Genomic DNA, 12,325 nt, shown 5'->3' with positions numbered 1-12,325 from the left:
CTTTATTTTTATTTATGGTTTTTATTCCATCCTATCTTCATTTTGCCGCCTTCCTCATGCGCGCGGATATGGAGCACAATCCCTTTAAAACGCTTTTTGTCAAGTTCTGCCTTGTCGGTTATCAGGCTATCCTTGCCGGGGTTTCTTAGCGGTACGTCCAGTGCTATATCTGTCCCTTTGGTTAAACCGTAAATGCCTTCCACATCCACATTTAAAACACTGCTGCTTATTTGCAACGGTTTAATAGTGATCATATCGCCACGAAGCAAAAAGTGCCCGTCCATTTTGGGGATGCTTATATTTTTTAGATTGCGGAAAGGAAAGGCGAATTTACCCACACTCACCAATGGCTTAAAGTTTATCAAAGCCGCATCGCGCAGGCTCAGGTCTAAATTACCGTTAATAGAGTTTGGCACAAGGTTACCCGCATCGGTTATCCCCCCGGTAATACTTGTTTTGGCCGATAAAAACCCTTTCAAATTTTCGGCGGTAAAATCCTGCAAACCAAAGTTATTGAACGCGTTGAAAAACTCGCGCATGTTTACGTTGCTAACCACGGTATTCACCGCAAAGCTATTTAACGATTTGCCCTGCATCATCTTACCGTTCATCTTTAAAAAACCACCGGCATGTTTAACGCCAATATTTTGTATAATGATCCCGTTATCGGTGGTCAGCAGATCGGCTGTGGCATCCGTGGCCAGGAATTTTTTATAGTAAACCTTAGCCACCTTCATATGCATTTCGGCCTTACCTTTTTCCAGCACGTTGCTTAGCTGGTCTACAATATTGCCGCTATTTGCCCTGCTTTTAGTTGTAGGGGCTTGTTTACGCTCGCTCAGAAAACCTAAAAATTCGCCAAGGTATAATTGCGGACTACGGATCTGCCAGGTGAGCAAGATCTTTTCGGGTGAGTTGTAATACAAGTTAAGGAAGTTGTTGATCCGGCCATCCATATTTACAATACTTCGGCCGCTTTGCAAGCGAATGTTGCTAAGTATCAGGTCGTCGCCAACAAAGTTTAAGAATATAGAAGAGTTTTTAAGCTTGAGGTTACGCGGCAGATAGGAAATATCTGTATTACGCAACACTATCGCCCCTTTAATAATAGGCTTGTTTATTTTGTAATCAACTACATCTGCAGTGTAATGGAGTTTCATATCTGCTTCGCCGTTGGCAAATTTGGCAATGTTATCATCCAGCAAATAATTAAGATCGGCGGCCGGGAAATTTGATCTGAAATTACCCGTGGCAGTAGGTTTTACCAGATTAATAATGCTGCCCGTATCGATATTAAATGGCAAATGATTATAGGTACCCTTCATGGCTATAAGCTTGATGGCCGAATTATCATCGCCGTACCCTTTATCTTTTACGTAATTATTGGTAAAGATCCCGTTAAAACTGCAATTATCCAGTTCGCCCCCCGGGATAGTAATCTTGCTGTCTCTCACCTTGGCAGTAACATACAATTTTGGCCCGCCGTCGCTACCGCCGAAGCTTCCATTTAGGTTACAGGTAACATCCATAGGCTTACTGATGTTGAAGCGATTTAGCACCATGGTGATGTTCGGCGCAAGTAAGCCTGATGCACGTCGCCATAGGATCTGGTCGGCAACGATATTAATGGCAAAGTTTGCTGAGGGCTTATCCTTAGTGGAAAAAACAGCATTGATTTTGAAAGGGGTTTCGCCAATATTCAAAGGTTGCACTGATACATTTACCTTACCTGTCTTCTCGTTATATCCTGCAACAAAATCGCCTTCTAATTTTTGATTTTTAATAAAGCTGCCGCGCTTGCTATTAAACGCCATACTTTTTGCCAGTACATCCAGGTGGAAATCAGAGCGCCATCCGCTATCCGGATATTGCATTTTGCCGCTTAGTTCATTTACACCAAAGTTGAATAACTTGTTTGCCTTGCGGTCGTCAATTGTAAATGTAACATTGCTCAGCGTAAACTTTTTTAATTGGGTAGATGAACTACTTTCTGACGGGTTATCCTTTACTTGTTTATGATCTTTCTTAAAAACGGCGGTATTACTGTATCCCGTGCTATCTGTAAACAAGTCAATGGCGGCATTTCGGATATCAATATGGTTGATATCTATCGCGCCCCTAAAAAGGGCCATGGTATTGATGGACACATTAAAATCTTTAGCGTTTAGCAGCGTGTGCTTATGGCGGTCAAACTGTTTATCGCGAATCAGAACGTTATGCAGCGTAAGCGAAACAGCCGGGAAACCACGGAAAAAGTTGGGCGTCATATCGCCGATAACCAGGGTGCCATCCACACTTTTATCAAGCTGCTCATTCACCATTTTAAGCACCTTGGCTTTGTTAAAGGTGATGTATAAGGTAGCGCCAACCAGTATCAGTACCACCAGCAGCACCAGGCCGGCAAATATTTTCAGGGAAAGTTTTAACCACTTAGGCATATCAACAGTTTTACAGGTAAATAGCTAAATGCCTTGTTTTGTTTGCTTTGTAACAGAATGGTTAATAGCGAAGAGGAATAAAGCCTCTCACGGCTCTCACCACAAGAGATTTAGAAAAACCCGTACACAAATCAATTTACCAATTATCGCTATATTAGCCCACACAACCATGGCTGATACCGCACCCCAATTACGCACCGTTAACGTTACCCGCTATGTTACGCCATTGCGCGAGGGTGGCTCGTTACCGGCTATTGCCGAGGCAGATGACAGTTTCCTTTATGTATTAAAATTTCGTGGTGCCGGCCAGGGTCCAAAAGCTCTTATTGCCGATTTAATTGGTGCCGAAATTGCCCGTAAACTGGGCTTTAAAGTACCCGAGCTGGTGTTTGCCAACCTTGACGAAGCCTTTGGCCGTACCGAACCCGACGAAGAGATCCAGGACCTGCTGAAGTTTAGCGTGGGCCTTAACCTGGCACTGCATTACCTTTCGGGCTCCATCACGTTCGACCCTACGGTTACCTTTGTGACTACCGAAATGGCATCTAAAATTGTGTGGATGGACGCCCTGCTGATGAATGTTGACCGAACTGCCCGCAATACCAATATGCTGATGTTTAACCGCGAGCTTTGGCTGATAGACCATGGCGCGGCACTATATTTTCACCACAGTATGGAGAAGTGGGAAGAGCAGGCTAAACGCCCTTTCACCCAAATTAAAGACCACGTGCTGCTGCGCAAAGCGTCCGAACTGGACGAAATTGACACCAAATTTAAAGCGATACTTACTCCGGAATTTATACAATCTGTTGTGGACCTGATACCCGATGCCTGGCTTACCGACCGCTCTTTTGAGACCGAAGATGAGCAGCGCCAGATCTACGCCCAATTCCTGAACACCCGATTAGCCAACTCAAATATTTTTGTAACCGAAGCGCAAAATGCAAGACAGACACTTATTTGAGTACGCCGTTATCCGCGTTGTACCCAGGGTAGAGCGCGAGGAGTTCCTGAACGTAGGGGTGGTTTTGCTATGCAGCAAACAGAAATACCTAAAAATGATGTACCAGGTAGACCGCGAACGCCTGCAGGCATTTTCAAAAGATTTGGATATTGAAGCGATCGAAGAAAACCTGCTCTCATTTCAACGAATAGCTAATGGTGCTAAAGGTTCCGGCCCAATTGGAGAACTGGATGCCGCATCGCGCTTTAGGTGGTTAACGGCAACCCGCAGCACAGTTGTACAAACCTCAAAAGTGCACCCGGGCTTTTGTTTGGATGGTGATGACTCGCTTACCCGGTTATATGATCAGTTAGTGAAGTAAACCGCTGACTGTGTTATATTTCGCTCCTTCTCAATCGTTTTCGCAGTTTAAATTATAGGGGCATGTAAAATGTACACTATATGTGTTACATTAGCTTTTCATAAACCAATTAAGCCGCTTCATGAATCTATCTGTCAGGATAAAAATCTATGCACTTTGCATAATTTGCCTGTGCTTTTTAAATAACGCGCAAGCGCAAAAAAAGGCCGCATCGCCGAAATTTAAGGTAATAGCTTTTTACACCGGCAAGGAAGACCAGGCGCACATCAGCTTTATGCACGAGGCTAACAAATGGTTCCCGGCAATGGCAAAAAAATACAATTTCACTTACGATTCTACTAACAACTGGGGTAACCTTAACACAGCTTTTTTGGCGACGTATAAAGTGGTAATTTTTTTAGATACCCGCCCCGAGGATTCGCTGCAACGCGTGGCATTCGAAAAATACATGAAAGGCGGCGGCGGATGGATGGGTTTCCATTTCTCGGCGTTTGCGCTTAACCAATCGGCAGTGCCGCAAAATTGGGACTGGTATCATAACGTGTTCTTAGGATCGGGCGAGTATGGCAGCAACACCTGGCGGCCAACGTCAGCCATTCTAAAGGTTGAAGGCCACGACCATCCCGCTATGAAAGGACAGGCAGCAACATTTAAAGCATCGCCAAACGAATGGTACCGCTGGGAAAAAGACCTTGCCAAAAATCCCGATATTCAAATTTTAGCATCTATAGATCCGGTAAGTTTCCCGTTAGGTACCGGGCCAAAACCGAACGAGATCTGGCATAGCGGTTACTACCCTGTTGTGTGGGCTAATAAAAACTACAAGATGGTTTATTTTAATATGGGACATAACGATATCGATTACGAACATAAAACCAATAAGGACCTGTCGCACACCTTTGGCAACCCGGCGGAGGATAAGCTTATTTTAAACACCTTGCTTTGGCTGGGAAGTGCAGAATAGCATTACCGGTTTACCAATATTAATAGATTTGTCCAAATTAATTTTTAACCCAATAACTTTCAAATAACCCAATGAAGAAAGCATTTATAATAGCCGGCCTTTTATGCTTCACCGCAAGCGCGTTTAGCCAGATAAAAACGGTAAAAAAAGCACCGTACTCAGCAGCCAACAAAACGGTGAAAATGTACGTTACCGAAAAAGGTTCCACCAAAAGGCTTGCCCCAGCGGGTGAGTTGAAGTTTGTAACCGAAGCACAACCGCCCGAAACAGAAACCCTGGTATTTGTTGACCCGGAAAAGAAATTTCAAACCATGCTGGGTATCGGCGGTGCATTAACAGATGCCGTTGCCGAAACTTTTTACAAGTTGCCCAAAGATAAACAAGCTGAACTTTTAGATGCGTATTACAGCAAAACAAAGGGCATTGGCTTTACGCTTGCACGTACCAATATACAAAGCTGCGATTTTAGCAGCGGCAGCTATAGCTACGTAAGCAACAGCGATAAAAGTCTGTCGACATTTGATGTAAGCCACGATAAAAAATACCGCATTCCGTTTATTAAAGCGGCAACTGCTGCCGCGGGTGGTAAACTTACCATGTTTGTATCGCCATGGAGCCCCCCTGCTTTTATGAAGGATAATAATGATGTATTACACGGCGGTAAATTGAAAGCAGAGTTTGCGCAAAGTTGGGCAAACTTCTACATCAAATTCATTAAAGAATACGAAAAGCTGGGCATCCCTATCTGGGGTTTATCGGTACAGAACGAGCCCATGGCAACCCAAACGTGGGAATCTTGTAAATACACCGCCGAAGAAGAACGCGATTTTGTAAAAAATTATTTAGGCCCAACACTTTGGAAACAAGGATTAAAAGCTAAAAAACTGATCGTGTGGGACCATAACCGCGATTTGCTTTACCAACGCGCAAGCACGATTTTAGAAGACCAGGCCGCCGCTAAATACATCTGGGGTATCGGCTTTCACTGGTACGAGACCTGGACGGGCGCAGGCCAAAACTTTGAGAACACCCGTTTAACCCACGCAGCCTTCCCTGATAAGAACCTGATATTTACCGAAGGTTGTGTAGAAAAATTCGATTTCGCACGTTTGGATGACTGGAACCTTGGCGAACGTTACGGGCTGTCTATGATCAACGACTTTAATGCAGGCACTGTAGGCTGGACCGATTGGAACATCCTGTTAGATGAAAAAGGTGGCCCTAACCATGTAGGCAACTTTTGCTTTGCGCCGGTACATGCCGATACACGCAATGGGCAGTTGTTATATACCAACTCGTACTACTACATAGGTCATTTCTCTAAATTTATCCAACCGGGTGCAAAACGCATTGCCGCAGCCGCAAGCCGCGACAAACTGTTAACCACGGCTTATCAAAACCCTAACGGCTCTATAGCCGTAGTGGTGATGAACCGCACTGATGAGAAAATAGAATATAGCTTATGGATAAAAGGCAAAGCCGCCAAAACCGTGAGCGAACCGCATTCTATAGCTACTTTGGTAGTGCAATAATTAAGGTCAACTAAACAAAAGCCTCCGGAAACGGGGGCTTTTGTTTTATACACGATCCTTGTTTTTACGCAATAAAAAAGCGGGCGCCATTTGGACATCCCGCTTCATCACTCACTCATCACTCATCACTCATCACTCACTCACAAAAACTATCCGGCAGTTGGGGCTTTAGGGCCTCTTCTGTTTTTCATTCTTTCTTTTAACTGTGCTTTAAGCTCAGTGTAGTTTTTTAATTGGTCGGCAGTAAATACCGCTTTCAATTCGCCATCAGTCTGCATGAAAATCGCTTTGCGGCTTTCGTGGTTCAACTTACGGTCGGTAGTAGAACGGTTAGCTTTTAAGCTGTCCATTTGTGTGGCACGTTTCAGTAAAATGGTATTTACTTTAGCGTACTGATCCTGGTTCAGCGTTAACTTTTGCTGCAAGACCTTTGACATGCGCTGTGCTTTTTGCTCGGGCGCTATATTTTTATGATCGCCACGTTTGCCGTGCATTCTGCCTTTAAAGTTTGCTTTCAGGTCCGCATATTTAGCTTGCTGGTCTGCATTTAAAACGGTTTTCAAATTTGCATCGGTGGTGGCGCTAATTGCTTTATGGCTTGCGTGGTTTGCTTTGCGGTCGGTACCTTTGGTAGCTTCCAGGCTATCCATACTGGCAGCGCTTTTAGCAAAAATAGCATCCACTTTTTTAGACTGATCCGCAGACAAGTTTAATTTCTTGCTCAGCATTTCTGTTCTGTGCTTAGCTTTCTGCTCCGGCGATTTTGCAATCGTTTGGGTTTGTGCCTGTGCAAATACAGCGGTACCTGCCAGGAATGTTATCATCAATAGTGCCTTTTTCATGTTTTAATTAATTTTGATGGTATGACACTATTTATTAGCGCAGGGTTTAATCGGGTGTATCGTCACATTGTCATTACAGAAACATTTCTACTCCTCACCCACAAACCTGTCCAGCGTGATCAAATTATTGATGGCATCGCCCATGGTATTATTAAAGTAGGCATAAACCCGTTTACCATCGTTAAGCCACTCTTTAATGTATTGAGAATACTCATATAAAAAATCGTCGGCATAGCTGCCGCGATAACCGCCGTTGGGTCCGTGGAAACGCAGGTAAATAAAATCAGCTGCCATATCAATCATAGGCGTTAATGATTTGGGCATATCCTGGATCACCATGCACGCAGTATAACCATCCAGCATCTCGTAAACCTCATCTTTATACCAACTGCGATTGCGAAATTCGATGGCTATATCCCACCCAATCTGCAACCCGGTATCCTGAATGTTGACCAGCAATTTTTCTAACTGCCTGATGTTAGCTACATCATTACTCCCGGGGAACTGGATGAGCAGGCTGCCCTTTTTATTGCCCGCGGCATCTATCACCTGCATAAAGCGGTCAACATCTTCGGGTTTAAAAAGCAGTTGTTTATTGTGAGTAACGTCGCGCCAAAGTTTGTAAGTAAACCGGAAGTCATCCGGTACTTCAGTAGTCCATTTTTTTACGGTGGATACCTGCGGGAGCTTGTAAAAGGAGCTATTGATCTCGATACTGTTAAACAGCGAGCCATAATAGGTAAGCCGGGGCTTATCCTGAAACTCCGGTGGGTATAAAGATTTATTAGCGACGGGCAGCACCAACCCGCTGATACCCGAATAGAAATTTTGCCTGGCGTTTTGCATACAATAGCTTAACAAACTTGCATTTACTATTGTTGCGCTTATATTAGCGTTTTATTACCAATATAAACCTCAAAACATATCTCACATGAAACTTACCGGACTTTTCCTTTTCTCGGCGCTTGCCCTTGCAGCATGCACGCCAAAACCTGCCGCTACTGTTACCGAAGCACCTTCATCTGCTATGGTAGGCACCTGGAAGTTGGTAGCTGCCATTACCGTTACCAAGGGCGATACCGTTAAAGATTACCCCGTACCCAACCAGGAAATGATAAAAGTATTGAATGCCACACACTTCGCCTTTATGCGCCACGATTTAAGCAAAGGCAAGGGCAAAGACGCCACTTACACCGCCGGCGGCGGCACTTACGACTTTAAAGGCGACAAATATACCGAGCACCTTGCCTACCTGAACGCACGCGAATGGGAAGGCCGTAGTTTTGATTTTACCGTTAAATTTAGCGGCGATACGCTGATCCAAAAAGGCATAGAGAAGATAGACAGCCTTAATATTAACCACGAGATAATAGAAACCTACGTTAAGCAGAAATAATAGCTTACGACCAAAAACCCTGCGCCTTTATTTGTGCCGATGGATAGCCCTGCTGTTTTAGCATTTTGCGCAGCTGGGCTACCATTGTATTGTTGCCGGCCAGGTAAAATATGGTATTTTCTAAACTGTAATGCTGGTTTAATACCCATTCCATCAGGCTGTTGTGGCCGTAAACATCTTTGCGGGCAACGGGTTCTATCGGTGTCCAAAAGTATTCGTTAAATAGTTTGCGGTGCCCTTCTTCACCAATTATTACACCGCCCGAAAAGCGGGTGTTAGGCAATACCATTTTTTGCAGGGCCAATAAATGCCCCATGCTGCTTTCATCGCCCAGTGCAATAACGGCAGATGTTTTATCGGGTTGGTGATGGGTAAAGCCGATCTTTTTCATATAGCTGATGGTATCGCCCTTTTTTAAAACGCGTGCCCATTTACTGCCGGGGCCGTTGTGCACGGCATCAACATAAATGGTACAGGTATGTGTTTCGGCGTCCCAGCCGGATGGAGTATAATCGCGGAAAGTAAAACCATCTACCTTGAATTTCATGTAAGGCACCTGCTCCCAGTTGCTCATATCGGCAAGAGGCAAATGCAGGTCTATTTCTATTAAGGTTGATGGGTTCCAGGGGCGCACTTCCAGTACCGTACCTGTTTGTAACATACGCGATTCGATTAGTTCACCGGCCTTTCTTTTTAGTTTGCTTAAAGTGGATGTTTCCATGTGATGTAAATTAATAATACAAAGAAACGTTGCAAATCAACCGAAATCAATAGCATACCTACGGTATTGATTGGACTATTTACGGTATTCGGCACGGAATGAAAGTGGTGTTACCCCTTCATGTTTCTTAAACAGGCGCGAGAAATAGGCATGATCTTCGTATCCCAAAGTATGCGCTATCTCCTTCACATTTTGGCTACCGTAATAAAGCAGTCGCTTGCCTTCCAGCATTACTTCGTTCTTGATCCAGTAACTTACTGAGAAGCCGGTTACCTTTTTGAGCGCCTCGTTCAGGTACGTTTCGGATACATTAAGCATGCCCGCATAAGCCGAGGGGCTTTTTACCGTCACATAATTATCAACCAATAGCTTTTTAAACTGCTGCGATAACGCAACGGGCCTTGATACTTTTATGGAGTGGCAATTACTATCGGCATAACAACCGGCGGCAATACCGATAAATGATTGTAGTAACGAAAGCACTATTGATGTATTAAAGGTATTATTTTCGTGTCCTAAAAAACGTTGTTGCAGGAGGCCCAGCAATTCTACACATTGCTGCATTTGTATATCAGCTAACGCAAAAGGCAGTTGTAAAGCAAGCTGCCCTTCAAACACCTTGCGGTAATCGGGCGGTATCAGCATGGTATCTACCGCCAAAAACCAACCCGCGGCCCTCTCCGTTTCTTTTAGCCCGTGATGTACCTGGCCCGGCAAAACATAATAAAGCGCATTAGGAAAAAAAGTGATTTCGCTAAAATCTATCATCAAAGAAGCGTTACCTGCTTCAACCACAAAAAATATGTAATGATCATCCCGATGGGCTTCCAACGTGGTTTTATCTAAACGGATATCACCCACGTTATACCGCCAGATCTCCAGGCCAATGCTGGTGCGCTTTTTTAACTGATGTACAGGGATATCGCTCATTTACGGTGTAAAAGTAAACGATTAAATGATACGATTGGGAAAATTGTCCATCTGTTGGCGAACATCTTCCATGGTAGAGGGAGGCGGCTGTTTGCACATTTGTATTGTCAATAACGACAAACAAAAAACATAACACAATGGCACGTTTAATAGCTTTAAGCCCTGATGAAGCAACAGGCAAAACAAAAGAATTATTTACAGCAATAAAGGGCAAACTGGGTGTGATACCCAACATGATGCGCACAATGGGTAACTCACCTGCTTTGTTAGAAGGTTATTTAAACCTAAGCGGCGCGCTATCACATGGTACTTTAGGCGCTAAAACCGGCGAACTTTTGGCATTAGCCGTAAGCCAGAATAATAGTTGTGATTACTGTGTATCTGCCCACTCTTACATCGGCGAAAAATTAGCCCACATTGATGCCGATACCTTGAAAGACGCACGCAAGGCAAACGCGGCAGACGCTAAAACCGATGCCGCTTTAAAATTTGCTGTTACCCTTGTAGATAAAAAAGGCATAGTTAGCAGCGCCGATGTGGACACTATAAAAGCTGCCGGTTACAACGATGGTGAGATTGGCGAAATTGTTGGGCATGTAGCTTTAAACATCCTTACCAATTACTTTAACAACACTGCCAATACCGAAATTGATTTCCCCGCTGTAAAAGCATTAGATGCTGTTGAGGCGTAAGCGCTAAATTGAAATATCAGCTAACAGTAAAAGTCGGGGCAATGATGCCCCGGCTTTTGCTGTATTGTTTACCTTTATTTAAGCATAACAATTATGGAAAACCCAAGATACCCGCTCCCGCCATTTAACATGGAAACCGCATTGCAAAAAGTACAGGCAGCAGAAGATGCCTGGAACACCCGCGACCCCGAAAAGGTGAGCATGGCTTATACCATTGATACCGAATGGCGCAACCGTACCGATTTTATTAACGGCCGCGAAGAAGCAAAAGCGTTCTTAAAAGCGAAGTGGGAAAAGGAACTGGATTATAAGCTAAAGAAAGAGCTTTGGGGCTTCAAAGACAACCGCATGGCAGTTAGGTTTGAGTACGAATGGCACGATGCGGCCGGCCAGTGGTACCGCAGCTACGGCAACGAACTTTGGGAGTTTGACGCCAATGGCTACATGCAAAAACGCTTTGCCAGCATTAATGATATGCCTATTGCCGAAACCGAGCGTACCTTATTTTAAGAGCAATGAGCGATAAGCAAAACACCCTTACCCTTATTGATCCTGCAAACGGCCACTTCCTGTTCAGGTGGTTTACATTTGATGATAACAGTCAGTTTAATTACCTGCGCCGTAATAATTATTATTCGGTGATATGGCTTAAGCAGGGCGCGGGTAAACTGAGGTCTGATTTTTCGGAATACGAGTTTACGGATAACGACCTGCTGGCTTTTACCCCTTACCAACCGTTTATGCTTACAGAAAACAAACCTGTAAGTGGCGTTTGCATCGAATTCCACCCCGATTTTTTCTGCATTCATAAACACGATAAAGAGGTTTCTTGCAGCGGGGTTTTGTTCAACAACATTTATCATCCGCCTTTTGTAAACATCGATAGCAATACGGCTGTGATACTCGATATGCTGCTTGGCCAGATCAAGGCCGAGATGGAGAACGAGGCAATGGCGCAATACGAGATCCTGATATCATATCTTAAAATATTCCTGATAACCGCATCCCGCTTAAAAGCAGCACAACAGGATGTACGCGGGCAGGAAACCGACACCAAAATTTCTGTTTTACAAAATCTGAAGGAATCGATAGAGCTAAATTTTAAAACCAAACATACCGCCAGCGATTATGCCGACATGCTCAACATATCTGCAAAGGCCCTGGCCCGGATCACTAAAATACACTTCAATAAAACCATTAGTAACCTCATAGCAGAGCGGATTGTTATAGAAGCCAAACGTGAACTTTACCTTACCAATAAACCCATTAAAGAAATAGCGTACCAATTAGGTTACGAGGATGAGTATTACTTCAGTCGGTTTTTCAAAACCAACGCCGATGTATCGCCCCAACAATACCGCGATAAAGTAGGCTTTGCCAAAGCGGTGGTAAATGGCAAACTGGTGATAAATTAGAAATGATTAGTTAGCCACAAAAAAACGGACCACCTTTCAGCGATCCGTTTCAGGTATAGATATAGGGGGC

Annotated in this window: 13 protein-coding genes; 8 read left to right on the top strand and 5 right to left on the bottom strand. The window is 44.1% G+C overall.

The genetic code is table 11. The annotated features are described in order from the left end of the window. Positions 1-8: 8 nt before the first annotated feature. A complete protein-coding gene (locus ABIB39_RS08125; RefSeq protein ID WP_354428903.1) occupies positions 9-2,438 on the bottom strand; it encodes an AsmA family protein in 2,430 nt (809 codons plus the stop codon). A 169-nt stretch (positions 2,439-2,607) separates the two neighbouring features. Between ABIB39_RS08125 and ABIB39_RS08120 the strand changes: the two genes are divergently transcribed. The 4 genes from ABIB39_RS08120 (at position 2,608) to ABIB39_RS08105 (ending at position 6,259) form a co-directional block, all read left to right on the top strand. Further along, positions 2,608-3,402: a HipA family kinase gene (locus tag ABIB39_RS08120; protein ID WP_354428901.1), complete on the top strand. Its 795-nt coding sequence runs from the start codon at positions 2,608-2,610 to the stop codon at positions 3,400-3,402. Beyond that, entirely contained in the window at positions 3,380-3,763 is a 384-nt protein-coding gene (locus ABIB39_RS08115) for a DUF3037 domain-containing protein (protein WP_354428900.1), read from the top strand. Before ABIB39_RS08120 ends, ABIB39_RS08115 begins: the two co-directional genes overlap by 23 nt. Before the next feature lie 121 nt (positions 3,764-3,884). Beyond that, positions 3,885-4,727, top strand: coding sequence for a ThuA domain-containing protein (locus tag ABIB39_RS08110; RefSeq protein ID WP_354428898.1), 843 nt, complete (start codon positions 3,885-3,887; stop codon positions 4,725-4,727). 71 nt (positions 4,728-4,798) lie between these two features. Beyond that, positions 4,799-6,259, top strand: a complete 1,461-nt coding sequence (locus ABIB39_RS08105) for a glycoside hydrolase family 30 protein (RefSeq protein WP_354428896.1) — start codon at positions 4,799-4,801, stop codon at positions 6,257-6,259. 149 nt (positions 6,260-6,408) lie between these two features. Here the strand turns inward: ABIB39_RS08105 and ABIB39_RS08100 are convergent, their stop codons facing one another. Both ABIB39_RS08100 and ABIB39_RS08095 read right to left on the bottom strand, forming a co-directional pair. Further along, positions 6,409-7,101, bottom strand: coding sequence for a DUF4890 domain-containing protein (locus ABIB39_RS08100; protein WP_354428894.1), 693 nt, complete (start codon positions 7,099-7,101; stop codon positions 6,409-6,411). An 87-nt stretch (positions 7,102-7,188) separates the two neighbouring features. Further along, entirely contained in the window at positions 7,189-7,947 is a 759-nt protein-coding gene (locus ABIB39_RS08095) for a DUF72 domain-containing protein (protein ID WP_354428892.1), read from the bottom strand. 85 nt (positions 7,948-8,032) lie between these two features. Here ABIB39_RS08095 and ABIB39_RS08090 point away from each other — a divergent pair, with 85 nt between their 5' ends. Next, on the top strand, positions 8,033-8,497 hold the full coding sequence (locus ABIB39_RS08090; protein ID WP_354428890.1) for a hypothetical protein: 465 nt from the start codon (positions 8,033-8,035) through the stop codon (positions 8,495-8,497). Between the two features lie 4 nt (positions 8,498-8,501). Here the strand turns inward: ABIB39_RS08090 and ABIB39_RS08085 are convergent, their stop codons facing one another. Further along, positions 8,502-9,218, bottom strand: coding sequence for an SIP domain-containing protein (locus ABIB39_RS08085; protein WP_354428888.1), 717 nt, complete (start codon positions 9,216-9,218; stop codon positions 8,502-8,504). A gap of 75 nt (positions 9,219-9,293) precedes the next feature. Next, positions 9,294-10,148 carry a helix-turn-helix domain-containing protein gene (locus tag ABIB39_RS08080; protein ID WP_354428886.1) on the bottom strand — a complete coding sequence of 285 codons (855 nt, stop codon included), beginning with the start codon at positions 10,146-10,148 and terminating at the stop codon, positions 9,294-9,296. 137 nt (positions 10,149-10,285) lie between these two features. On the opposite strand from ABIB39_RS08080, the gene ABIB39_RS08075 reads away from it, so the two are divergent. From ABIB39_RS08075 to ABIB39_RS08065, 3 genes are all read left to right on the top strand, one after another. Continuing rightward, on the top strand, positions 10,286-10,840 hold the full coding sequence (locus ABIB39_RS08075) for a carboxymuconolactone decarboxylase family protein (protein WP_354428884.1): 555 nt from the start codon (positions 10,286-10,288) through the stop codon (positions 10,838-10,840). Positions 10,841-10,933: 93 nt separating this feature from the next. Further along, the gene (locus ABIB39_RS08070) at positions 10,934-11,350 is read left to right on the top strand and encodes a DUF1348 family protein (protein ID WP_354428882.1); all 417 of its coding nucleotides are present in this window, start codon (positions 10,934-10,936) and stop codon (positions 11,348-11,350) included. A 5-nt stretch (positions 11,351-11,355) separates the two neighbouring features. Then, positions 11,356-12,255 carry a helix-turn-helix domain-containing protein gene (locus ABIB39_RS08065; protein ID WP_354428881.1) on the top strand — a complete coding sequence of 300 codons (900 nt, stop codon included), beginning with the start codon at positions 11,356-11,358 and terminating at the stop codon, positions 12,253-12,255. Positions 12,256-12,325: the final 70 nt, after the last annotated feature.

Source organism: Mucilaginibacter sp. UYP27, assembly GCF_040547175.1.
In the GTDB taxonomy this organism is placed as follows: Bacteria; Bacteroidota; Bacteroidia; order Sphingobacteriales; family Sphingobacteriaceae; genus Mucilaginibacter.
The sequence above is the reverse complement of the archived record's forward strand: the minus strand, read 5'-3'. Positions and strand labels throughout refer to the sequence as shown.